This is a genomic window from Parabacteroides goldsteinii, assembly GCF_020091425.1.
In the GTDB taxonomy this organism is placed as follows: domain Bacteria; phylum Bacteroidota; class Bacteroidia; order Bacteroidales; family Tannerellaceae; genus Parabacteroides; species Parabacteroides goldsteinii.
Window position 1 is genome coordinate 6,117,348 of the sequence record NZ_CP081906.1, and the last position, 23,693, is coordinate 6,141,040.

At 44.4% G+C, this 23,693-nt stretch carries 18 protein-coding genes; 6 read left to right on the forward strand and 12 right to left on the reverse strand.

The genetic code is table 11. The features are described from left to right. Position 1: 1 nt before the first annotated feature. The 8 genes from K6V26_RS25145 to K6V26_RS25180 form a co-directional block, all read right to left on the reverse strand. Positions 2 to 1,531 (reverse strand): glycoside hydrolase family 10 protein, encoded by a 1,530-nt coding sequence (locus K6V26_RS25145; protein WP_009860003.1) that lies wholly within the window; start codon positions 1,529 to 1,531, stop codon positions 2 to 4. Between the two features lie 103 nt (positions 1,532 to 1,634). Continuing rightward, a complete protein-coding gene (locus K6V26_RS25150) occupies positions 1,635 to 4,019 on the reverse strand; it encodes a DUF4906 domain-containing protein (protein ID WP_224264169.1) in 2,385 nt (794 codons plus the stop codon). A 1-nt stretch (position 4,020) separates the two neighbouring features. Continuing rightward, a complete protein-coding gene (locus tag K6V26_RS25155) occupies positions 4,021 to 5,163 on the reverse strand; it encodes a hypothetical protein (protein ID WP_224264170.1) in 1,143 nt (380 codons plus the stop codon). 14 nt (positions 5,164 to 5,177) lie between these two features. Continuing rightward, positions 5,178 to 6,212 carry a FimB/Mfa2 family fimbrial subunit gene (locus K6V26_RS25160; RefSeq protein ID WP_044215082.1) on the reverse strand — a complete coding sequence of 345 codons (1,035 nt, stop codon included), beginning with the start codon at positions 6,210 to 6,212 and terminating at the stop codon, positions 5,178 to 5,180. 206 nt (positions 6,213 to 6,418) lie between these two features. Further along, a complete protein-coding gene (locus K6V26_RS25165; protein ID WP_224264171.1) occupies positions 6,419 to 7,780 on the reverse strand; it encodes a fimbria major subunit in 1,362 nt (453 codons plus the stop codon). Next, the gene (locus K6V26_RS25170) at positions 7,774 to 8,148 is read right to left on the reverse strand and encodes a hypothetical protein (RefSeq protein WP_224264172.1); all 375 of its coding nucleotides are present in this window, start codon (positions 8,146 to 8,148) and stop codon (positions 7,774 to 7,776) included. Before K6V26_RS25170 ends, K6V26_RS25165 begins: the two co-directional genes overlap by 7 nt. A 54-nt stretch (positions 8,149 to 8,202) precedes the next feature. Continuing rightward, a complete protein-coding gene (locus tag K6V26_RS25175; protein WP_224264173.1) occupies positions 8,203 to 9,639 on the reverse strand; it encodes a DUF3868 domain-containing protein in 1,437 nt (478 codons plus the stop codon). A 12-nt stretch (positions 9,640 to 9,651) separates the two neighbouring features. Beyond that, a complete protein-coding gene (locus K6V26_RS25180; RefSeq protein ID WP_224264174.1) occupies positions 9,652 to 10,251 on the reverse strand; it encodes a DUF3575 domain-containing protein in 600 nt (199 codons plus the stop codon). Between the two features lie 418 nt (positions 10,252 to 10,669). On the opposite strand from K6V26_RS25180, the gene K6V26_RS25185 reads away from it, so the two are divergent. From K6V26_RS25185 to K6V26_RS25200, 4 genes are all read left to right on the forward strand, one after another. Further along, positions 10,670 to 11,869, forward strand: a complete 1,200-nt coding sequence (locus tag K6V26_RS25185; protein ID WP_046146092.1) for a helix-turn-helix domain-containing protein — start codon at positions 10,670 to 10,672, stop codon at positions 11,867 to 11,869. Then, the gene (locus tag K6V26_RS25190) at positions 11,866 to 12,984 is read left to right on the forward strand and encodes a helix-turn-helix domain-containing protein (RefSeq protein ID WP_009859995.1); all 1,119 of its coding nucleotides are present in this window, start codon (positions 11,866 to 11,868) and stop codon (positions 12,982 to 12,984) included. Before K6V26_RS25185 ends, K6V26_RS25190 begins: the two co-directional genes overlap by 4 nt. Positions 12,985 to 13,131: 147 nt before the next feature. Continuing rightward, a complete protein-coding gene (gene uvrA, locus K6V26_RS25195; RefSeq protein WP_224264176.1) occupies positions 13,132 to 15,918 on the forward strand; it encodes an excinuclease ABC subunit UvrA in 2,787 nt (928 codons plus the stop codon). Positions 15,919 to 16,087: 169 nt separating this feature from the next. Further along, complete coding sequence (locus K6V26_RS25200; RefSeq protein ID WP_224264177.1) at positions 16,088 to 17,014, forward strand: Fic family protein; 927 nt, start codon at positions 16,088 to 16,090, stop codon at positions 17,012 to 17,014. 75 nt (positions 17,015 to 17,089) lie between these two features. On the opposite strand, the gene K6V26_RS25205 is transcribed toward K6V26_RS25200, so the two are convergent. Together K6V26_RS25205 and K6V26_RS25210 are read right to left on the reverse strand one after the other, a co-directional pair. Then, positions 17,090 to 17,668 carry a DUF4840 domain-containing protein gene (locus tag K6V26_RS25205; RefSeq protein ID WP_224264178.1) on the reverse strand — a complete coding sequence of 193 codons (579 nt, stop codon included), beginning with the start codon at positions 17,666 to 17,668 and terminating at the stop codon, positions 17,090 to 17,092. Between the two features lie 149 nt (positions 17,669 to 17,817). Continuing rightward, positions 17,818 to 18,606: a DUF4846 domain-containing protein gene (locus tag K6V26_RS25210; protein ID WP_394373161.1), complete on the reverse strand. Its 789-nt coding sequence runs from the start codon at positions 18,604 to 18,606 to the stop codon at positions 17,818 to 17,820. A 101-nt stretch (positions 18,607 to 18,707) separates the two neighbouring features. Here K6V26_RS25210 and K6V26_RS25215 point away from each other — a divergent pair, with 101 nt between their 5' ends. Beyond that, positions 18,708 to 19,919, forward strand: coding sequence for an MFS transporter (locus tag K6V26_RS25215; protein WP_224264179.1), 1,212 nt, complete (start codon positions 18,708 to 18,710; stop codon positions 19,917 to 19,919). Between the two features lie 95 nt (positions 19,920 to 20,014). Here the strand turns inward: K6V26_RS25215 and K6V26_RS25220 are convergent, their stop codons facing one another. After that, a complete protein-coding gene (locus K6V26_RS25220) occupies positions 20,015 to 20,908 on the reverse strand; it encodes a PfkB family carbohydrate kinase (protein ID WP_009859989.1) in 894 nt (297 codons plus the stop codon). Between the two features lie 109 nt (positions 20,909 to 21,017). Here K6V26_RS25220 and K6V26_RS25225 point away from each other — a divergent pair, with 109 nt between their 5' ends. Then, positions 21,018 to 21,983, forward strand: a complete 966-nt coding sequence (locus K6V26_RS25225) for a helix-turn-helix domain-containing protein (RefSeq protein WP_224264180.1) — start codon at positions 21,018 to 21,020, stop codon at positions 21,981 to 21,983. Positions 21,984 to 22,303: 320 nt separating this feature from the next. Here K6V26_RS25225 and K6V26_RS25230 read toward each other — a convergent pair whose 3' ends face one another. Then, positions 22,304 to 23,587, reverse strand: a complete 1,284-nt coding sequence (locus K6V26_RS25230) for a UDP-N-acetylmuramoyl-tripeptide--D-alanyl-D-alanine ligase (protein ID WP_224264181.1) — start codon at positions 23,585 to 23,587, stop codon at positions 22,304 to 22,306. Between the last annotated feature and the right edge of the window lie 106 nt (positions 23,588 to 23,693).

Below are 23,693 nucleotides of genomic sequence, written 5' to 3' on the forward strand. Positions count from 1 at the left end.
ATTATAATTTTACCTTTATACTTTTTCCCGTATTCTCGTTATGAAAACGGTCTACGGCGGTCACAATATAGCGATATTTTTTCTTTCCGTTATCATAAGGCATTAAATATCTTGTGTTACGGGTGATTTTTACGATTTTAGCCGGATTACTGAGGTCGATCGGTTCTTTATCTTCGAAGCGGTAAACGACAAAGTAAGAGGCTAACTCCGGGTTTGTCGGGCTTTGTTCGGCCTTCCAGTGCAGCATATAACCGTCGGCGGTCCATTCTTTTTTCAGTTTTTTCACCTCCTGCGGTGCCCGGTTGTGCATATGAGTATAGGCCGGGATCAGTGCCGGATAACGGTGGTAGTTCCTTTTCAGGCTGTCGGCTACACCTTTATTATTCCATAGCAGTTCGTTGGCGGGCCAGAAGCAGTTGCCTTTGACTTTCGACAGGGCGCGTTCGTAACGCATTTTGCGGGTCAGTTGGCTGGCTTTCATGGTGCGTGCCACGTCCTGACCGATATAGAGATGGGGACCTTCGAGGGTTGCGTTCTTATTCCACCATTGGATCAGGGTGATATAGTCGGCTGCCGGATGGTCTATTTCCCAATATATCTGAGGCATGTTGTAATCTATCCAGCCTTCTTTCACCCAGTGGAGGATGTCGGCATAGAGGTCGTCGTAGTTTTGCAGGCCGTTGGTGTCGCTGCCGGAACCGTCGGGTGTGCTTTTCTTGTTACGGTAGATACCGAACGGGCTGATGCCGAAGCGCACCCAGGGTTTGGTGAGCAGGATGGTCCGTTTCAGTTCGCGGATCAGCGTGTTCACGTTTTCCCGGCGCCAGTCACTGCGCTGTGCATTGGTGTATCCTTTGTTCAGTCCGTATTTCTGGAAACTCTTATCGTCGGGGAAAGGCATGCCGGCTGCCGGATAGGGGTAGAAATAGTCGTCCATATGGATGGCGTCCACATCGTAACGGCTGACAATGTCGCGTACTACCTTATTAATGAACTGGCGGCTTTCGGGCAGTCCCGGGTCGAACAGAATCTGTTTATTATAGGTAACGAACCATTCCGGATGTTTGTTATAAATATGTGAATCGGCAAAACGGGTGTTGCCTGCCGTGCTGGCGCGGTAAGGGTTCAGCCAGGCATGGAACTCCATATTCCGTTTGTGGCATTCGTCGATCAGAAATTCCATCACGTCGAAATTGCCTGCCGGAGCGACGCCCTGTTGTCCGGTATAGAAACGGCTCCAGGGTTCGATGTCCGATTTATAGAAAGCGTCGGCTTCGGGACGGACCTGGAAGATGATGGCGTTGATACCGCAGGATTGCAGGTAATTCAACTTACGCACGAAATCTTTCCGTAGCTGGGCGGGAGTCATATCCTTATATTCTCCCTGAAAAGCTGTCTGTATCCAGGCTCCCCTGAATTCCCGTTTGTCTTTTCCTTCTGTCTCGCGGACAGGGAGTTGGCGTGTAGTCGAACAGGAGGTAACTACACAAAGGACCACTGCCAGAAGCAGGCGGATATACTGATTGTTCATGAATATTGTCTGGTTTGAGATTATTGTAACACTTTCTTCATTTCCTGCGGCAAAGATAATAAATAAAAGTGAGACTGAGCGCAGGAGGTAGAAGAGGGCTGTTTCATTTCGAATCGCGTACACAACGGATTGGTCCTGCGACTGACTTTACATAATAAAAATAGAATTGGTATTCGAATATATGGAACAGGTTATAATCCATATGGATATGTAAAATGTTCACTCGGTTGTCCGTGTCCGTGGTTGCATTATGGTAGTTCCCGCAACTGTTTGTACGAAAACCTCCTCCATCGCCCACACGTGTCCCTTGTGTCGGGAAATAAGATGTCGGACCATCTTTCCATTTTTGCATATACATGTTTATTCCATATCCGTTCGGATATTTGTTGTCATAATTGATACCGCTCATAGATTCCGGATTAAGTCCTGTATTTGTAAATTCGAGCCACAATTCACCCGAAGCTACTCTCCAGCCTGTGGGACAGGGATCGAAAATGGATTTTTCTGTTCCGTAATTATCGTATATATGTACATTATTATTCTGGTTAATTGTGTAGGCCTTCATTCCATCGGAGGCGGGTTCCAGTCCACCCCAAAGTTTGTTGTCGCTTTCTCCTGTTGGACACCAGTCTCCATCATTAAAATAGTTACTCTTTGTTTGTGTATAACTTTCGCCTCGGTAAGCATCGTTCGTTCCACAGATAAAAACAGTAGGATTGGCGATGGCGTGTCTGACAGCCCCGGTCAGAGTGCTTCCGATTACCGAATGGAACAGCTTGTTTTCATCGGTAAGGGATGTCTTATGTACTTCAATTTGGTTGGAGTTGTCATAATGCAGATCTGTGTGCTCGTCGTTATAATCCTGATGTGTATTTGTAATATAGCGTAAAGGTGGGAACGGGTCCTTTCGTCCCCATTGATACAGCATGCCGAAGGCTTGCGTCATTTCATCCGGATACCTATGAAGACCACTTCCTATACCTTTCTGATCCTCTGCCAATGCACCGAGGTTGCATGACATGACAGCATAGCCTTGAATACGCGGTTTCTCAGGATGTATACCATTATTGTCCCAGTCGTATGTGTAATAAGTGACAGCTTTACCGAGATTGTCCGGTTCATGGTCTGTAACCCAGATGTGCCAAGACCATATAATGTCTCCCTTGCTATTGTAAGCACCGATTAAGGCATTACCTTTCTTTTGCGTTCTAACATAGATTTTCTGATGAATGTCGCCTGTGTTCTCACCGAGTTGTACCAACGTTCCATTCGTATTATCACCGATGCAGTCTTTGGTTTGCCAGATAATGCCGACACGGGCTATTTTCAGATTTTCGTCATGAGGGTTTAAATAGTCTGCAAAATTATACCCGCCTCCTGTCTCTACACGGTAATAAGGCTCAAAAGAGAGGAAATCGTTTGGTTTTATAACAAAACAGTTGGATGATGGATTGTTTTGACCTTTCTCTCCCGTGACAGTCACCGTCATACGGTAAACTTGATTACGTTGTATATTAAAATTATTGAATGAGTTTCCTCCGGGATAAGCTGCATAGAGATACCTTTCACCACCGATTTCGGTGGTGACATCTACTACTAGTGCATTGGAAGGAGCTGCATCAGACTTGTTACCGCCTTGGGTATCTATTTCTCCTTGCAGGTTTTCCGGGAGATAGAAAACAGCCCATTCTTTATCTTCGTTCTTTTCCAAATCCGAGGCGGCAAAGGCTATAGAACTGAATGTCGTTCCGACAGGAAATGGAACCGCATCCATTGGCTCTCCATTTCCGTCGCCGGCCAATGTCTCTACCCGGCAAATATTCGGAATTTGCCTTACGTTGACGTTGTTGAGTTTCATTTCTGCTTTCAGCATCTCTACCTTTACTTTGAGTTTGGCATACATACGTGTAACCGGTACTGTGACCTTAATACCTGTCGTTACTTCCACATCTTCGCTTGCTTCGTCCATTGGTATCGATACCTTATCTATCGATCGTAAAGGGAAAGCGGTAGGGAGGGTCTGTTTCTTCAGTTGTTCCAATTTTTTGAACTTTTGCCATGAAGCATCCGTGCCATCGTTGGCCCAGTTGTCATAGCTCGTGTTGGTTACGACATATACAATGGACGGAACTCCGGCTTTCAGATATACGGGTAGGTCTTGTAACATTGCCTGATCGGCGATGGTATAGTAACGCGGCTTTATCAGCAGTTCTTTGGTTGTCGCATCGTACTGGAACACCCAGATGTTATGTATCTCTTTTTCTTCCGAAGTCTCTTTTTCTGGTGTGTCGCTTGGTAGAGACGCCCTTGTTTTTGCTTGTGCTTCAACGGCAAATGTATTGACGGACAAATTCAATACGGCTTCCGTCAGTTCACCTTCATCAAGACCTGCCCCGTTTGTTCCACTTGTCTCCAGTTGCAGTTCTTCTGTGCAACCTCCCATTACGATGGTTACCAATAGAAGTATGATTAAAAAGTAATGTTTCATATCAGTCAAAAGTATATTCATTATCATAAGTATATTTCCATTCTTGCACGTTCACGGTGAGCCTGTTGTCGCGGACGGTGATGGTGAAACGGTAGAGGATGTTTCGGTTGATGTCGAAACGCTTGGTATTGTCCTTATTATCTGTCTTTCCACTCTCATCGTAATTTGCGAAATAGACTTTATACGGTTCGTCCTCACCGGTCTGGGCATCGAGCCTTACTTCAATGCACGCGTATTTGTCGCCTGCGTCAATATTTTGGTATTCGGTCAGGTAGGCAATCCATTTCTCATATTTATTTCCGTCAGTACCAACCCACCGGCTTGCAAAGCGGAAATTTTGTATTTTTTCTTCCGTATCGTTGCTATTTCTCACGAGGTGCAAGCCGCTAACGTAATCGCTGCTCCACTCACCACCGTGGTCGTAGTCGTCCTGTGAAAAAATATCTTTGGGGGCACAATATCCTTTTTTATTATAGCGGCGAACCTTTACCTCACTGATCGATAAGTCAAAATAGTCATCTGTCTTGAGGATTATCTCCACCTTTGCCACGGCACGGAGTAGAGTGACAGGCTCAGGTAACAATGTAACCTCTCCTGACTTGAACTCTATATTGTTGTATTCATGGACACCATAGAAAGGAATCAGTCGTTCCGGTTTCAACTCGAAAGAAGAAAAACTATCGAACTGCCCCCAATCGGCATTGCAGATATCCGAAAGCAACGTTTCTCCGGTCTTCATCGTATCGTCGCCATATTGCGGCCAGTTGGCAAGCACGACCATTTTGAAGTTTTTGTGATTGGCCAAAGCGGCGGGTGCTTTGCCAAGTACACTATAATCCCTGTAATCGCTTTTTTCAGTTACTACGAAACCGTCCGGCTCAAAACGAGCGATGAGCTTATTGTTGAAGGTGAAGAAATAAATCCTGTAGTTGTTGTTCTCTATGTCTATGTAGTTTTCATAGGTTTCGCCAACTTCATAGCCTTCACCGGTCTCCAGGCTTCTTGTGGGCAATCTGAAGCCGATGCTGAGAGCTGTTTCTTTTTCGGATATGCCGAAAACTTCCGTTTCATGGCTACACGAGGTACTCCACAACGCAAGGAGCATCAGAGTCCCCGTGATGATATGTTTTACCACATTTTTCATTCGCATTCCTTTTATTATAATTCGCTGTTTTGCAGCACCACCTTCCAAGAGTTGATGTAAATGTAGGCATCGAGCCAACGGTCACCTTTATCGAGGAAGAACACCATGTCGTATACGTCCTGCCTATCGAGATATTCCTGGTCGTCCATATCCCGGTTATAGAAACCTTTCACAAGCAAGGCATAGTCGATAAGAGGAATGGAGAAAACTGGTTTTCCTGTTTCCTTGTTGGTCACGGTGAGCTGTGTTTTCTGTCCTTTTACAAGACGTGGTATGGTCAGTTCGGCTATGGCTGCGCTGAAAATGGCGCGAGACACAGTCTGTATTTCTTCGGACTGGGAGTCTATGCCTGCTTCCCCGGCGTCGGTATGCCATGCGAAGAAAGTCACCGGCTCGTCGGGTAGCAATGTGTTGTCCCAGTCCATGCTTCCGTTAGTATCGGTGATGGTGAAGACGAACTTATCTTTGTCCACAGCCTCTCCCGAGAGGTGTTGTAACACCACTCGGACGTTGTTGGTGTTTTTCACCAATGGTACGGTATAAGTGTACGTACCTTCGGTTTCACCGAACGTCTGTTCCGGCAGTCGCCCATGGAATAAGCGGTCGAGATCTTCGTTGACGAATGCCTTGTTTCCGGCATCGTATTGCCTGTCAAGCGTGCAGGTCAGTTCTCTGCCGACGGTTGTTGCAGGTCTTGAGAAAGAACCTTTGTCAGTTGTGCCACACCAAGCGAGCAGCTCGTATTCGCCTGGTTCTACATCTATGGTCATGGCATAATCATCAGCCGCAAGGGATTCTCCCTGTTCGGTACGTTGCCAAACCACCTTGCCGTCGACATCGAGCAGGTAAAGTGTCACTACGTTCACTTCGTGGGCAAAGGCGTCGGCAAACTTCATGTTGTAATCGTAGCGGAATTTCACACGGTAGTTTACCGAGCAGTCGCCCTCATCGTCATAGATTAAGCTGTCGCAGGCATATAGCATCGAGGTGCAAGCGATGACCGCCATCGACTTGACGTTTATTTTTCTTATGTAAGATCGTATATTCATTTGATTTATATTATTTATTTTATATATGTATGCTGCGGAAAATACCGCAGGGGATTTTCATTTTCGGTGGGAAATGGCAGATGCGCCCTTTCCGGTTCCGTCCTCTCTTTGCGCCGGAGCGGAAGCGCTTTTCTAAAGCCATTCCATGTGGGGTTTATTCCTCATGGAATGGTTGTTTTATAAGATAAAGATTGTTTCAAGAAAAATTAAAGTTCCACATTTTGGCTGACAATCTTCCAGGAAAGGATATTGATTTTCGCGCCAACGTAATAAGTGTCACCGTCCGGATCTTCGCCGGGAACGATTTTTTCGTCTTCGTCAAAAATCCCCTTGCCTATATTTTCCAATTTGTCAATGGTGACTACATAGTGGTGATTGCGCACCACACCGTATTTGGCTTCCGGAATAGTCCCGTTTGCGACATCGCCATTGTTGAGGTGTTCGATAGGTATATTGTAGTACATCGATCCACCGTTGTAAGCGATGGCATCTGCTGAAGCAGCGGCCAGATTTTCGTTAAGAGCGGCGATGATTTGATCCGAACTGTTGGCGCCGTCCTCTGTATATAATGAGGTTTCATTCTCATTCGTAAATACCACTTTTACTTTTCCGTCGCCCATATTCTCCAATTTCACATACTCTTTACCAATCTGTGTATATTTTGTATTACCTCCATCGTCTTGACCGTCTTCATACCACATGTTCAGTTGGTTTTTCGTCTTCAGTACGTTGAGCACATATTCGAGGAAGGAGTCTTGTTTGAAAAGTACACCATTGTAACGTACGAGGTCGAGTGCATTGCCGCTTGCATCGCATATATTGGCTTTCAACAGGACACTCGTAACGGTAGAAGGAAAGTTGCCAGTCACGATGGTGTTTGTGTTGGTGTTCTCGGCGCAATAGGCAGGGGTTCCCAATGCGGTTAAGTCGCTTTCCAAATCGACATAATTCAGATATGTGGAATTGGCGGGAACTCCCGCCGCATTTTCAGGATAGCCGGACAAACCGTAGTTGAACGACTTACCCCAATGGCTGCGGTGATCGGTCCATCTGTTCCATGTAAAGCCCAAGTCATTATCCGTCCAAGTTGCATCTATGTTCTTAATCATGTACGATTTCTTCGCTGTGGCGTTCAATTTCCATCCAAGCAATTCCACATAAAGCTCTTCCGAAGCGATATTACCGCTTCCGGCTGGGTTGTCTTCGCCTGCTACAGTGACTTTTATCGGATAACGCCCATTTACATCCTTTGGAAGTTCATCGGATACATTCAAGGTTACTTTGGCAGCCAGACGCTCCACATATACAGTCACTGCATTGCTAATGGCACTCACATCTGTTATCGGTTCAAGAGAGAAATTTTCCTCTTTAACTTCCGTCACGAAATATTTTGTCCGATTGGTTTCGGTGTAGCTCGTAGTGCTCATGGTAAAGTAATTGGTTGTGACGTTATTGGTCGTTTCCGGATAATAAATACCTTCCGCGTTATTGTCTGCAAGCACTGTTTGCATTTCGTCGAGTGTTTTTCCATACACGAAGTTGGTCGGTTTGTTGAGCACTGTTACCATATATTTAGGATAGTCTTTTTGTCCAGTCCTTTCAGTACAACGACGTTGTTGCTCACAAATTCAATGTTTCCGGCAGGGGCAGTCGTTGAGGCGTTGCCACCTCCCCAAGCATTACCTTGTGTCACGAATACACCGTCTGCATCGTAAAAGTAGAAGTAGGCGTTTTTTACAGACTGTTCGTTTATTCCGTACTCAAAGCCACCTTCTTGCGCCTTTGTAAGTGAACCTGCATCAGCGAGGCGGATATTGATGTACGCCTCGTCTCCTGTGAAGGCATTCGGTGTATCATCCGGAATAATTCCTGATTCGTCGTTCGAGCATGCACACAATGCGATGCATACGAACATACCTAAAAATAATTTATTCATCTTCATAAATGTTTGTAATCTAATTTTGTTAATAATATATTATCTCGTTTATCCTTAATGTTTCCCTTTTTCAAGCTGTTCAAGCGTGATGCCGGCCTGTTCTGATCCGAGAGATTTCGCCTCGTTCAAGTAACGTCGGGCACTGTTGTAATCTTTTTGCCGGATGGCCAGTGCACCTCGGGCATAAACAGCCTCGGGCGAATTGTCCGTTTTGGCAAGGTAACGCTTTGCGGCCGTGAGGTCGCCACGGCGCATGGCAGCGTTGGCGGCGTTCAGGTTGGCGATGGTGTCATCCGGGAACATGCGTACCGCTGTCTCGAACACTTCAGTGAACTCATCCGTACCGGGTTCATACTCCTGTGCGACGAGGTAGAACTCATTCAGGTTCAGTTTCTGCGGCCGTTCACGTATGATTCGCCTTATATCCTCCACGTCGCTGTAACTGCGGATAGTGTAGACTATGCGGTAGTCAGTGTGGCGCAACGCCGGATAACAGTTCTGTAACAGGAAGCGATATTCCGCCGGATAGGTCTGTTTTATTTTCAGCTCTTTGGCATCCGGTTCCAAATTGCCGTCTATCAAAGCAATCATTTCTGTGCGATGTTCAAGGTCTGACTGTTCCACGTAGTGGCGCAATCCTACCCAATCCTCCGGTTCGTAGTCAGTCGTTATTACCTCGTCTTCAAACTGGTAGAGTTGTTGTATGAATTTCTTCAATGCTGCCGTACGTCCGATAGCCAACTCTTTGTTATGTGCATAAGGACTTTCGGGTGAAGCGTAACCTTTCAGCCATACCGAAGTAATGGTTATGTCCATGTCGCCTTGCACGGAGTCTATCGATGACTGTATTTTCCCAAGTTCGGCGGTGTTGTGTCGATAATCCGGATAAATCACTGTTTGATTCACCGGGAAGTCGATGAACGCCGAACCTTCGAGTGAATCCTGTTTTTCGATCTGCCCTTGCGGACGTATATATACCAGTTCGGGGAAAAACGCTTCGGTGTGTCGTCCGAGCGTGTCATTCCGCTCTGCCAACAACGTGTTGCAACACCCGTAGTCGTCACGACGAAGCGACAGCACGGCTCCGTTCATCCATTCGGCGTATGGTACCATATGGTGGTATTTGAGGGTATCGGGTTTTTCCGAGGCCTTATAGCTCTTTTCATTCTTGCCCGATAGCATGCTTTCGCCATTGCGTACATAGAAGTAGTAACGGCGCCTGCCGTAAACCCCTATCGGTTGCAGGTCGAGCGAGTCGTTGCCATTGACTAGCCATGGTGTAAGAAGTACGGCACGATTATCGTCTACGTCAAGCCCTGACAAATCCCAAAGCATGTCTATGGCGATGTACCCGCCGTTGCGTTCTATTTTTAGATTCTCCACGGAAACACCGTCCACGATGTCCTGTTTCCGCAAGTCGATTGCAGTTTGTGCTTCCGTTACCGTAACCATGCCCAAAAGGGCTGATAGGATATATATTGTCTTTTTCATCTTTGCACACGATTAAAATACATAAACAAGGTTGATTGCCGCTTTCGTCGGCCCCACATAGTGGTGCGGCTTGTCCGTTTCTAACTTTCTGCCGCACCCGGCACACTGGAAGCGGTCATAGCGTGTATAGGAATAACCAAAGCCTATTTCCGCCTCAAGGTTCCAATGCCGCCCCAGTATCCACGTATAACCGTAAGCGATACCTGCGCCGACGAACCAGCCCTGATAACGGGTATCTTTCAGCTTGCGGGCATCCGTTCCGAGAAAGTTGATTTTTCCGTCAAAACCTCCGATGTTATACTGTCCGCCATGGATGTGAGCACCTACGAAGTGCCCTGAGAAGTGGTCGCAGAACCAGTATCTGACCTCAGGTTGAACGGCCCAGTGTTTCCAGCGCCGGTTGTGCGAGAGTGTCCATGCGTTGAACTGTCCCGTAGCGTCCAAAGTCCATTTAGGTGCGAGTCTGATCTCTATTCCCAAATTCGGATTCAGGAAAGCATCTGCCAGAACATTACTCTTGACAGCCACGTTCTGGGCTTTGGTATCCTGCATCATGCCGGCGGTGGCAACTACCAGCAGGACCAATATTCGTTTTATAATTCCATTGTACATATTTTATGGCTATAGTTAATTATTCCGTTGTAAATTTTATAGTCTGTTCTTGCATAGACAGTCTCAAGAGGTCAGTTTCGGTGACCTCGCTTTCTTTATTTTTGTTTTGCACAAAGGAACGGCGTATTTGTTATCGCATAGTGTCAAAACGTATAAATCATATCGGCAAAATCGTAATGACCATTTTACACAAGCTGCAATTTTGTAACGGGCATGTCAAATCATCAAAGTCTGACTCATTTTAGAAGTGCGCGGAGTCATTATTAACAGTTGTAATACAAATAAGTGCAGTAAAAAAGGCTATCTTTGTATACCGTAATGTCAGTGAGTTTATGACTGTCTGCCTAAGCAATTTAAGTGCATCGGAAAAAGCCAGCAGAAACACACACTCGAGAAAAATAATTTGAATTCGATTGACATGGGAGCATTTGTCACATACAGCAACTTGATGACCTATATTTTACCGATATTTTGTTCGGCCATATGTTCGGTCTTTACTTTATTATTGATATGGAATTATCGCAATCTTGCCGAAAGGAAATTAAGGCGGGTTGTAAGCATTTATTGTATCCTGATAGCCGTATGGTGGTCATCTGCTTTATGGCATGTGCTCTCTGACGATCCGATATTCCTTCCGGTCGATATTCCTTTTGCCCTGTCGTATATTTATATTCCCATATTGTTTTACAATATCGTTTATTACTTGGCCTATTTAGGGAAAAAGAGAAACTTTCCCGTACTGAATTACATTTGGCCGGTACCCACATTGGCAATTATCCTGATAACGACAGCTTGGATGTCACCTCCCGAGGGAGGACTTTTTACCAGACTGTCGTTATTTGAGCGCTATACGGAGCTTTTTATATCCAGTTCTTTACTGCGGTTTATCACTGCAATAGCTTATATTGTTCCGACTGGCCTGTTATTGCTGCGGTATTATAGGCAGACGGTACTTCAAATGGCCGATACGGATCGAAAATATGTCAGTATTAAATCATCGCGTTGGCTCATTATGTTTTTCATGCTTTCTATACTTTCCATCGTTATATTTCTAATTGCTTTTTTGCCTTCGTTGGTCGGGGCAAGTCAATGGCTTATTCGGTTGAACGCGTTATGCATTATGGCTCAGGAAATCTTGCTTACATATCAGGTTATCCGTAGGCAATATCTCTCTTACAAGACCTTTGATTTGTTTTCAGGCAATGAAAATGAGACCGGGAACAACGGTTTGATCGCCAAACAGTACCCTGTGCCGGATGACACCCGCGGACAATTGAACAGGACGGCGTTCGAAAACTATTTGTCTCAACAAAAACCATTCCTCGATCCTGATTTCAAATTGACTGACATGGCCGAGGCGATGGGGGTGAACCGTACCGTGATGTCCAATTTTGTCAATCAAACTTATGGGGTGAATTTCAGGCGTTACCTGAACCAATGTCGGATTAGGGAATACCAGACTCTGATAGCGCATCCTTCGAATGAACAAAAAAATCCGTATCAGGTAATGACCATGGCGGGGTTCAAAGACTCTAGGCATTTCCAGCGTGCGATTCAATTGGAAAATACATATAAAGAACAGACTGACAAGGAATCACCAATAAATAAAAAAGGATGAATCAAGATATCGGACGTGCAATAGTTTTTTCAATACCTGTGGTAAGCGCTGCGGTCGGCTTAATCATGATTTCGCTCGACATAACTCGTTCTTCCAATACAATCAATCGGAAAATACATTACAGCATAATCACTGTATACTGTTTGATAATGTTGTACTGGAGTGGACTGGTTATGCATTCTGTCGCCCGCGACGCTTTTATAACATACCAACCTGTTTTCTTTTCCTCGTTCAGTTTTATTCCCATATTTCTGTACCTGATTACCTATATTATTACGGGAATAGGCGAGCAGAGGCGTTTTCCAGTATACCATTTCATCCTTCCGTCGTGTTTGACTGTAACTATTTGTGTGATTGCCTTTATAGTGCCGTTCCAGCAACGATGGACTGCTATTTATGATAATGAAGTAAGCCTGACAAGCGCGATTGTCGACATTACGTTTATCGTCTGTATTTTGCTGAGTATTTTATATTCTGTATTGAGCTTGCTTCGCATAAAATCCTATAAACGTCAGGTAACTGATTATTCCGCTGATATTTACCGGATGTCGCTGGATTGGCTATCCTTTATCATTATTTTCAGGGTCCTGCTGCAAACCTTGCCGATAGCCGGATTGATATTGGGTATCGGGCTATTCAATAAGTTGGGGTTTATTTGGATATTTACAACGTTGCCGGCAGTTTTTACTCATATTGTGCTGTGCCTGAATATTCTTTCGGAGAATTATGTGATTATCGAACCTGTTACTGCCAAAGAAAAGGAAATGACTGCGTTGGGGAATTATGCGCAATTGGGGCGGGAGCGAGTCGAGAAGTATTTAGAGGATAAGAAACCTTATCTAAACCCGGAATTCAAAATAACCGACATGGCCAAGGATCTTTTCTCCAACAGAACTTATATATCAGCATTTATAAATAGAGAGTATGAGATGAATTTCAATCGTTTTATTAATAATTACCGATTGAAGGAAGTTGAAAGATTACAGGCGGAGGCTGTACAAAGAAAGCAAAAAATATCTTTGATGGAGATTGTTATTCATGCTGGATTCAGTAATTATCGAAGTTATTTCCGAGCTAAAAAAATGGTAAAAAACGATCCTGTTTCCGTAGATTAAAAAATGTAATTCAGATAGATATGCGAAAGTCTCTTATCCGGTTCAAAGATAATAGATAATAAATAATAACAAACCCGAATACCTCTGTACTAAATTCAGGTTCTCGTTTCTTTTTGCTATTTTTGTATCCTTATTAGGAAAAGATTTATGTCTGAAAATAATGCTATATTTATCAAAGGGGCTCGTGTTAATAACCTGAAGAATATTGATGTAGAGATCCCGCGCGACAAACTGGTCGTGATAACCGGATTATCCGGCAGCGGAAAATCCTCCCTTGCTTTCGATACGTTATATGCCGAAGGACAGCGCCGCTATGTGGAGAGTCTTTCTTCTTATGCCCGCCAGTTTTTGGGGCGTATGAGCAAGCCGGAGTGCGACTATATTAAAGGCATTCCGCCCGCTATTGCGATCGAGCAGAAGGTGAATACCCGCAATCCGCGTTCGACAGTGGGTACATCTACCGAAATATATGAATACCTGCGGCTGCTTTATGCCCGGATAGGCAAGACGATTTCGCCTGTGTCGGGGATGGAAGTGAAAAAGCATCAGGTGAAAGACATCGTGAAGGAGGTTCTGGCATATCCGGCCGGTACCCGCTTTGCCGTGTTTGCCCCGGTAGTTCTACCGGAAGGCCGCGGCATGAAGGAGCAGCTGGAGATTTTACAGAAAGAAGGATATACCCGTTTGTCAATCAACGACACGGCTTACCGTATCCAGGAAGTGTTGGCGGATGAGGCATTGCTCGGTTCTCCCACTATTGAATTGCTGGTCGACCGTTTGACGGTTTCGGACGATAAGACATTGAAAAGCCGTCTGGCCGATTCGGCGGAAACGGCGTTCTTTGAAGGGCATGATACCTGTATTATCCGTATCTATGCTGCCGAAGGGACGGTGGTAAAAGAATATTCCAAGAAATTTGAAGCGGACGGTATCACGTTTATCGAACCGACCGATATGATGTTCAGCTTTAACAATCCGCTGGGAGCCTGTCCGGTCTGTGAAGGATTCGGAAAAGTGCTGGGTATTGATGAGAACCTGGTGGTGCCGGATAAGAGCTTGTCGGTCTTTCAGGGGGCGGTAGTCTGCTGGAAAGGCGAAGTGATGGGAGAGTGGTTGAAGGAGTTTATCGCCAAGAGCGAGAAATACAACTTCCCGATACATCGTCCGTATTACGACCTGACGCAGAAGGAAAAAGACCTGTTGTGGCATGGTGCCCGCGGCTTGCACGGCATCGACGACTTTTTCAAGTTTGTGGAAGAGAATCTTTATAAAATACAATACCGTGTCATGCAGGCTCGCTATCGGGGAAAGACGACCTGTCCTTCCTGTAAAGGGGCCCGCCTGAAACCGGAAGCGCTCTATGTGAAAGTAGGCGGTAAGAATATAGCTGAACTGGTGGCATTGCCTATCACGGAAGCAAAAGCCTTTTTTGACAACCTGGTGCTGGACGAAACGGATGCGGCCGTGGCAAAACGTTTGTTGACGGAGATTATGAACCGCTTGCAGTTCCTGTTGGATGTCGGGTTGGGGTATCTGACGCTCGACCGTCTTTCGGCTTCGTTGTCGGGTGGTGAAAGCCAGCGTATCAACCTGGCGACTTCGTTGGGCAGCAGCCTGGTCGGTTCCTTATATATATTGGATGAGCCGAGTATCGGGTTGCATTCGCGAGATACCGATTTGCTGATAAAGGTGTTGCGCCAGTTACAGGCGTTGGGTAATACGGTGGTTGTGGTGGAACATGACGAGGATATTATCCGTTCAGCCGATTATATTATAGATATAGGTCCGAAGGCAGGACGTTTGGGTGGCGAAGTGGTCTACCAGGGGGATGTGAATAACCTGCAAACCAGCAGCGACAGTTATACGGTCCGTTATCTGACCGGTGAAGATAAGATTGAAGTCCCCGCTTTCCGGCGCCTGTGGAATAATTATATAGAGGTGAAAGGGGCCCGTAAGAATAACCTGAAAGGGGTAGATGTGAAATTTCCGTTGAACGTGATGACGGTTGTTACCGGTGTCAGCGGTTCGGGAAAGAGTTCGCTGGTGCGGGATATCTTTTATGAAGGGGTAAAGCATTATCTGGATGATGCGGCCCGGCTGATGGTGGATTGTTCCGGCCTGGAAGGTGATATGAAGATGATACAGGGTATCGAGTTTGTCGACCAGAACTCGATCGGTAAGAGTTCGCGTTCGAATCCGGTGACTTATATCGGTGCTTACGACGAGATCCGTAAACTGTTCGGTGAACAGCCACTGGCGAAACAGCTGGGATATACGTCTGCCTATTTCTCTTTTAATAAGGAAGGCGGACGCTGTGAAGAATGTAAAGGGGACGGCCGTATCACGGTGGAAATGCAGTTTATGGCGGATATCACGTTGGAATGCGAAAGCTGCCATGGAAAGCGTTTCAAACAGGATGTGCTGGATGTGGAATATCATGGTGTGAATATCTATGATATGCTGGAAATGACTGTCAACCAGGCAATCGAGTTCTTCGAAGCACATACCGGTTCGCAGGAAAAGAAGATCGTCAAAAGGTTGAAGCCGTTGCAGGATGTCGGCCTGGGTTATATCAAACTGGGACAGACTTCTTCGACTTTGTCCGGCGGTGAGAACCAACGTGTGAAGTTGGCCTATTACCTGGGGCAGGAAAAGCAGCAGCCGACTTTGTTCGTATTCGACGAACCGACTACGGGTTTGCACTTCCATGATATAAAGACCCTGCTGAAAGCATTTAATGCATTGATCGATAAAGGGCATACGGTAGTGATCATTGAACATAACATGGACGTGATCAAATGTGCTGACTACCTGATTGATTTAGGACCGGAAGGAGGTAACGCCGGCGGTTATCTGGTTTGTGCCGGAACGCCGGAAGAGGTGGCCTTGTGCCCGGAGTCTTATACAGGGCATTATTTGAAAGAGAAATTGTAGCAGACCAATCCTGAAAAGATTGTTGAATATAAGAATCTCCTTCCGGTTACATGTTAATTCGCATACCGGAAGGAGATTTTTTATGTTTATATAAATATATTTCTTATCTTTGATACTATCAAATGATACTATCACAATGAAACCTCTTTATAAAATAACACCTTATATATTGGCTAAAGTCGCTTCAATTTCAGAAAAACTGGGTGAAATTAAAGCTGCCCGTTTGCATAGGCCTCCTACTGAACTAAGAAAAAGGAACAGGATACGCACAATTCATTCTTCTCTTGTTATTGAAGGAAATACGTTAACTTTCGATCAGGTTACGGCTTTATTGGAAAAGAAACGTGTAATAGCTCCATTAAAAGATATAACCGAAGTGAAAAATGCAATTCGTGTTTATGAAAATATTGGCCTTTTTGATCCTTTTAGCATAGAATCCTTATGTGAGGCACACCGGATATTGATGGATGGTCTGGTAGAAAACGCTGGGAGGCTGAGGAATAAATCAGTTGGCATCATGAAAGGAAAACAGCTGGCACATGTCGCTCCCTCAGGGACTCTTGTTAAATCGCTGTTGAATGACTTGTTTGGTTATTTGGAGAATGATGATGAAATATTGCTTGTCAAGAGTTGTGTTTTCCATTATGAGTTTGAATTTATCCATCCGTTTCTTGATGGAAACGGAAGAATGGGACGTTTGTGGCAAAGTGTTATTTTGATGAAGTATAATCCGGTGTTTGAATATTTGCCGGTAGAGTCTCTCATTAAAGAAAATCAGGAAGAGTATTATCGGATTTTGGCTGTTGCTGACAGACAAGGGGAGTCTACTATCTTTGTTGAATTTATGCTGAGAATAGTAGAAGAGTCGCTCGAAGAATTACTGCAATCGCAGAATGTAACACTTACGGGGCGTGACAGAATTGCTTTGTTTAAGGATTATATAGCAGATGCTTCTTTTACCCGTAAAGACTATCTGAGATATTTTAAAGAGTTATCAACAGCTACGGCCAGCAGGGACTTAAAAGAGGCGGTTGATAGTAATCTGTTGCGGAAAGAAGGTGAGAAAAGTTTGACGCGCTATACATATATTATATAGGACCTGTTGTTGGAATACAAAAACGGAGAATGCTTTCAATGAAACATCCTCCGTTTATATTGGATAGAATTAGTCTTATTTCTTCTTCATATCGAAAGACAAGTCCATCGGAGTCCAACCAGGGAAGTCTGTTCCACCTACTTTTACGTTGGCTGCTTTTATGTCGAATTTCAGATTTTTATCTTTGATTGCATAAGAAGCCTTGTTGGGTGCTTCAATGATTACTTCAACTTCCATATTCAATTTTTCGATAGAGATTTTCAATGGCTTCGGATCTAATGTCATGACAACTGAATCTTTTGCAGTATTCATTGTTGCTGTATAGTTTATTTTGTAATTCAGAGAATCGCCAATCTCTGTAATAATAGGTTTTGCAGCTTCTTCACTACCCAAGATTGCTACTACTAATGCTTGATAAGGGAATTTCTCAAACTGAATAGAATCATTTGCTACTTTCAGTTCTAATTCTGTAGCAGTAGGATCAGCTTCTGCCTCTGCCTTAGATTCTGCATAAGTCATCTTCCCTGTAAATTCGCCGTTAACATCTTCTACAGTTCCTACTGTTGGAGTGTCATCATCATCACTGCAAGAAGCAAAAGTTAAACCAACTACTGCTAACATCATCATAAGCGACCATTTCAACGTCTTCTTCATTTTTCTTTTATTTTAGTGTTAATAAATTATGTACGACTAATAAGATGGTAGAAGTTGTAAAAAGGCTGCATCTTTATTGAATAATAAATGAGAAAAATAATATATTTAAATGTAAGGCGTTGATATGTAGTAACTTTTGAAACGTTTTTTTATTTGAATTGTTTCAGATCTTTTTTATTGAAGATCCATTCCGGGGTGTAGACCTTTCCATCATCCGAGTCGCTCAGTTCGTACCAGGGGGATTTCTTCCTGTTTACCGGATTGGTCAGTATATGGATATGCTGGGCAGGCATATAACTTTGTGCCAGCAGGAATACTTTCTTTTTTGTCTTTGGGTGAACGGCCATATCGACGACAATAACGGCATGCCCCGGGTGACCGCCCTGGATAAATACGTCACCTATCTTCATCTCCAGGTAGTTGACCGGAGCCAGTTCTTTCGATAGGGAGGCTGTTCCTGCATAGGAAAATACCATATCCAGATAGGAACGGAATGTTTTATAGGAATAATCTTCGCCTTTGGATGGATACCATGACACTGTATTGCCGTTCACACGGATACGGTTGCCTTTTGCCCATTTGGTATATTCGGCATTGAATCCGTTTGTGAAATTGAAGTGGATGGCTGCATACTGTTTCTGTCCGTAAAGATATTCTGCCCTCAACCGGATAACGGCATCGGCACACTGCTGAAGGTCACGTTTCCCGATATCCAGGTCGACGACGGCATAAGCAGGCAGCTGATTACGCTTTGTCTCTCCATTATAAAGCAAAACTTTGCTTCCTTCCGGTTGCAGAGGTAGCCGACGGAGATATGAAGCAAAAGAATTTGCTGCTACCTCTGTTCGGACATATCCTTCGGGAGGCATTATTCGTTCTGCAATAGTTTGTCCTGAAAGTAAAGTTTTGCAGAAAAACAACAGGAAAATAATTAGCATTCTGGTTTTCATGTCTTTCGGATTTTGTACAAACATACCTTTTTTTCTGTTATTTCCTGTTCTTATGAGTATATTTGTCTGTTCAATAAATATCTGATGAAATGGATTCTAATAACCATGTAGCTTATTCGAAAGAACATATACGTTTTGCGGTTCTTTCCTTTTTTCTTGCTCAGGGGCTTTGCTTTTCAAGTTGGGCAAGTCGTATTCCTGATATTAAGGAGATCTTTACGGTGAATGATGCCCTGTATTGGGGGATTGTGCTGTTTATGATTCCGGTGGGGAAGTTTGTGGCGATTCCGCTGGCGGGTTATCTGGTGTCGAAGCTGGGAAGTCGTATTATGGTGCAGATCAGTATTATGGGATATGCCCTTTCTCTATTTGCGATTGGGACGGCATTGAATATTTATATGCTTGGGGTGTTTCTGTTTTGTTTCGGTGTGTTCTGGAATCTGTGTGATATATCGTTGAATATACAGGGGATCGGGATAGAGCGGCTTTACGGGCGGACGATCATGGCTTCTTTTCATGGGGGATGGAGTCTGGCTGCCTGTCTGGGGGCGTTGATCGGTTTTATCATGATCGTTTCGGATGTTACTCCGTTTTGGCATTTTACGTTGATCGCTGCATTGATACTGTTGCTTACCATGGTGAGCCGCAGGTATTTACAGGATGATGTATCTACAGCGGAAGTGAAGGAGGAAGCTGTAGAAGATAAGTCGGAGAAATGGCAATATATAAAGAGACCGGAGATGTTGCTGATTAAGTTGGGGCTGGTCGGTTTGTTCGCTTTGGTGGTTGAGAGTGCGATGTTTGACTGGAGCGGTATCTATTTTGAATCGGTTTTGCAGGTACCTAAATCTTTGCAGATAGGCTTTCTGGTGTTTATGGTGATGATGACTGTCGGTCGCTTCCTGGCTAATTATGCGTACCGGATATGGGGAAAGCAGCGGGTGTTGCAGTTGTCCGGTGCTTTTATTTTTATCGGGTTCTTTACTTCTGCCTTATTGGGCAGTACAGTTGATTCGATGGCCTTGAAGGTGATTGTCAACTCATTCGGATTCATGTTGGTCGGACTGGGAATTTCGAGTATGGTTCCAACTATTTATAGCCTTGTCGGGGCAAAGTCAAAAACACCGGTAGGGATTGCGCTTACCATTCTATCAAGTATCAGTTTTATCGGTTCGCTTGTCGCACCATTACTGATCGGAGCTATCTCGCAGGCTTTCAATATGGAATATGCTTATATGGTGGTCGGCTTGCTGGGACTTTGTATTCTGTTGATGACCACGTTCAGCAAGGCGTTTAGATAATTCTATTTTCCCCATTGCAATGGGGATTATTCCCCTTTCTAGTTGGGGAAAATTCCCCACACAATAAAAAAATATGGGGAATTTTACAGGCTCGTCTAAATTTCCGGAAACTTCTGTTCCGCCGTCTCCATGCAATGGATGACATCTTCTTTGCTTCCGCTGAAGGGACCGGAGGCTTCGATCTTGATGGTGGACATGGCGGCGGCAAAGCGGCCAGCTTCATCTATGGAAGCACCTTTGGCACGCTGATACAGGTAACCGGTCATATAAGTGTCGCCGCAGCCGGTGGCATCAACCACTTCTCTGGGTTTGTAGGCCGGTATTTTATGGAATGTCTTTCCATCGTATATAACAGAGCCCAGGCTGCCCAACGTGATCAGTACTTCTTTTACTCCCCATTCATACATTTTCAATGCAGCACCGACAACATCGTCGTGGCCTGTGAGCACTTCCATTTCGTGCTCGTTCGCTTTCAGGAAATGGATATATTTTAATGCTTCTTCCTTTTCTGTCCAGTCCACAGCGTAGACTTTCTTATCACGGACTTCGCGCAGATAACCTTGAGAGTCGGCGGATACGAGTCCTTTTTCAGCCATGTACTTCACGACATCCAGTGAGAAATCGTCGGCTAGCAGACTTCCCAGATGAATGATCTTGGCCTGTATATCTTTCAGATAATCGACTGTGAACGGGTCTGCTTTCGCCAGAACCCGCTGCGTGCGGTTATCCTGGTTCTCTCCGTAGATGTTCTCGAAATAAACGGAATGTTTGCTGGGCATAACCGCCACATCGATTCCTTCCGATCGTAACTTATCAACCTCTTTCATCTCCGATTCGGCTAAAGCCGTGATCAACGAATAATCGATGTCGTTGAAATGTTTGATTGCATGGGAGAAGTAAAAAGCGGTTCCTCCCGCCATGTGTACTGTATTTTTAGGGGTCACAATTTTATCCAGTGTGATATGACCTATACAACAAAGATCGTGCATATTATTATATTGTTTATAAATATACAAAAGTAGTCAAAAATGAGTATTGGTAGGAATGGTTCTTTATTTTTATTATTTTTGTCTACTGGCAATCATTAAAATTGTTATTATGAGTAAAGACCTGATTTACGAAAAGTTTATCAGCGCGATCAGAGAGAAAATGCCACATAAAGCGACCCTGACCAATGCTTTGGTTGATTTACTGTGTATAGAAAGAGAAGCTGTGTACCGCCGTATGAGGGGCGATGTGGCTTTTTCTTTTGCAGAGATAGCTGCGATCTGCAATAAGTTTGGGGTCTCGTTGGATAATCTGGTCGGAGGATGTGCGGCAAAGAGTCGTCCTTATCAGCTGAGTCTGGTGGAGTATGTGGAACCGATAGAGGATGATTTTAAAATGTGGGAAATGTATAACGAACGGTTGCGGGAAGCTGGCACCGATCCGTCTTCCTGCGGGGTGGAGTGTATGAACGTGCTTCCTACCACTTTCTTACTTGATTACGATTATATAACCCGTTTTTATCTCTGTAAATGGTATAATCAGTATGGCCATTCGGATAGGGCGGTTCATTTCTGCGATATAGAACCTTCGGAGAAACTGTTGGAGGTTCAGCGGATAACTGCGGCGGAATCGAAACATATTGGGAAGACTACTTATATCTGGGATCCGTTGATTTTTCAATACATAGTGAATGATATATTATATTGCCGCAGTATCCATCTGATAGATACTGAAAATGTCCGTCTTTTAAAACAGGATTTACTCCGTTTCCTCGATAATATGGAATTAATGGCAACCCGTGGGGTATATAATGAGACTGGTAATCCGGTTTTGTTTTATATTTCGAATATTAATTTTGATGCCAGTTATAGTTATTTGGATTCACAGAATTTCCGGATCAGCATCATTCGGGCATTTATTTTGAATACGGTTGTTTCGCAGGACGAAAAGGCCTATGAGATTGTCCGTAACTGGCTTCAGTCATTGCTGAAAGCCTCTACCATGATATCGGTCAGTGGTGAACAACAGCGTATTTTGTTTTTTGAGAAACAAAGAAGGATTATGGATAGCCTGTAATTTAAATTAATCCGTATCTTAGTTGCGTTCATTAAATTAAGATTATCTTATTGATTTTCCTGTTGTCGATCTGTGGTTACTACCGACGGTTGGTAAGATCATTGTATTTATCATGCTGGGAGTTATCCTGCTCGTATTGTCTTTCCTGTATCAGAAGCTGAAGAAGGTATTGTTTATGGATAATCAGGAGGAAGGAACTACTTGATCATATTGGCTACCGATAATTATGGACAGGCTTGTCGACAATTATGAGCAAACCTGTCGATAATTGTGAGCAGGCCTGCCGACAATTGTCGGCAAGCAAACAGGACAGACAGTTATTACAGAACTTCTATTGTCTTTTCCAATGCCATCCCGTGTGAACCTTTGATCAGGATATGGTATCCTTTTAACGGGTTGGCTTTTAATGCGTCGATCAATTCCTCTGTTGTGGCATAGGTGTCAAAGTCTTTGCCTGCTTTTTGGAAATGTTCTCCGCAGAGGAATACTTTATCGAATTTTCCGGCTTTGATTTCTTCTATCGCTTCGGCATGCAATTCGTCGCTAGCCGGCCCCAGTTCACGCATGTCACCCAAAATGACGGCTTTAGGGGATACCGGCATGGCTGTAAAGTTCTCTAACGCGACTTTCATGCTGCTGGGGTTTGCGTTGTAAGCATCGATCAGTAAGGTGTTGCTTGCTGTCTCTTTTAACTGCGACCGGTTGTTTGTCGGCTCGTAAGCGGCAATGGCGCGGCTGATGCGTTCTGCCGGAATTTTAAAGTAACGGCCTATGGCGACGGCGGCAAGCACATTATCCAGATTATATGCCCCGATCAGATGCGTATCTACAGTATGAATTTTCCCCTGTTGTTTCCAGTCGAAAGTGAGGAACGGGCTACAGCTGATCACATGACCTGAAGCGAACGAAGTATCGTCTGCCCCGTAAGTGATTTGTTCGATCCCTTTAGCGATCCCCTGGAGGTCTTTATTTTCTTTCTTTATAAATATCTTTCCCTTTGTGCGGCGGATATAGTCATACAATTCCCCTTTTGTTTTTATTACACCCTCAAAGGAACCGAAACCTTCCAGGTGGGCGCGTCCGACGTTGGTAATGATTCCGTAGTTCGGCAAAACGATTTCTACCAGTTTTTTGATATCGCCCGGATGACTGGCACCCATTTCGATAACTGCCATCTCATGATCGTGTGTCAGTCGAAGCAGGGTCAGGGGAACACCGATATGATTGTTCAGGTTGCCTTCGGTATAAAGCAGGTTGAACTTGGTGGATAATACGGCCGCCAGTAATTCTTTGGTGGTCGTTTTCCCATTTGTTCCGGTAATACCGATAATGGGAATACCTAATACTTTACGATGGCGGTGAGCCAACTGTTGTAAGGCTGTCAATACATTGTCGACCAGGATGGTGCGTTCGCCTGTGACATAGTCCGGGTTATCGATCACGGCATAAGAGCAACCTGTAGCCAGTGCTTTTTCTGCGTATTGGTTTCCGTCAAATCTTTCCCCTTTCAGGGCGAAAAAGATAGAACCACGCGGACAATTGCGACTGTCTGTCGTTATTTTCGGATGGTGTATAAATAATTCATACAGTTCTGAAATACTCATAGCTTTCTTTCGTTTGCTGATTATTGGAGAGCAAAAGTAGTAATTAAATGAAGAATGAGGAATGAAGAGGGAAGATTTCAGTGAGAATCGTGTATCTTTGCTGGAA

What these genes read in the sequence shown, in the direction of transcription:
- K6V26_RS25145 (WP_009860003.1), bottom strand. Translation starts at nt 1,531, where the DNA reads ATGAACAATCAGTATATCCGCCTGCTTCTGGCAGTGGTCCTTTGTGTA.
- K6V26_RS25150 (WP_224264169.1), bottom strand. Translation starts at nt 4,019, where the DNA reads ATGAAACATTACTTTTTAATCATACTTCTATTGGTAACCATCGTAATG.
- K6V26_RS25155 (WP_224264170.1), bottom strand. Translation starts at nt 5,163, where the DNA reads ATGAAAAATGTGGTAAAACATATCATCACGGGGACTCTGATGCTCCTT.
- K6V26_RS25160 (WP_044215082.1), bottom strand. Translation starts at nt 6,212, where the DNA reads ATGAATATACGATCTTACATAAGAAAAATAAACGTCAAGTCGATGGCG.
- K6V26_RS25165 (WP_224264171.1), bottom strand. Translation starts at nt 7,780, where the DNA reads ATGGTAACAGTGCTCAACAAACCGACCAACTTCGTGTATGGAAAAACA.
- K6V26_RS25170 (WP_224264172.1), bottom strand. Translation starts at nt 8,148, where the DNA reads ATGAATAAATTATTTTTAGGTATGTTCGTATGCATCGCATTGTGTGCA.
- K6V26_RS25175 (WP_224264173.1), bottom strand. Translation starts at nt 9,639, where the DNA reads ATGAAAAAGACAATATATATCCTATCAGCCCTTTTGGGCATGGTTACG.
- K6V26_RS25180 (WP_224264174.1), bottom strand. Translation starts at nt 10,251, where the DNA reads ATGTACAATGGAATTATAAAACGAATATTGGTCCTGCTGGTAGTTGCC.
- K6V26_RS25185 (WP_046146092.1), top strand. Translation starts at nt 10,670, where the DNA reads ATGGGAGCATTTGTCACATACAGCAACTTGATGACCTATATTTTACCG.
- K6V26_RS25190 (WP_009859995.1), top strand. Translation starts at nt 11,866, where the DNA reads ATGAATCAAGATATCGGACGTGCAATAGTTTTTTCAATACCTGTGGTA.
- uvrA (WP_224264176.1), top strand. Translation starts at nt 13,132, where the DNA reads ATGTCTGAAAATAATGCTATATTTATCAAAGGGGCTCGTGTTAATAAC.
- K6V26_RS25205 (WP_224264178.1), bottom strand. Translation starts at nt 17,668, where the DNA reads ATGAAGAAGACGTTGAAATGGTCGCTTATGATGATGTTAGCAGTAGTT.
- K6V26_RS25210 (WP_394373161.1), bottom strand. Translation starts at nt 18,606, where the DNA reads ATGCTAATTATTTTCCTGTTGTTTTTCTGCAAAACTTTACTTTCAGGA.
- K6V26_RS25215 (WP_224264179.1), top strand. Translation starts at nt 18,708, where the DNA reads ATGGATTCTAATAACCATGTAGCTTATTCGAAAGAACATATACGTTTT.
- K6V26_RS25220 (WP_009859989.1), bottom strand. Translation starts at nt 20,908, where the DNA reads ATGCACGATCTTTGTTGTATAGGTCATATCACACTGGATAAAATTGTG.
- K6V26_RS25225 (WP_224264180.1), top strand. Translation starts at nt 21,018, where the DNA reads ATGAGTAAAGACCTGATTTACGAAAAGTTTATCAGCGCGATCAGAGAG.
- K6V26_RS25230 (WP_224264181.1), bottom strand. Translation starts at nt 23,587, where the DNA reads ATGAGTATTTCAGAACTGTATGAATTATTTATACACCATCCGAAAATA.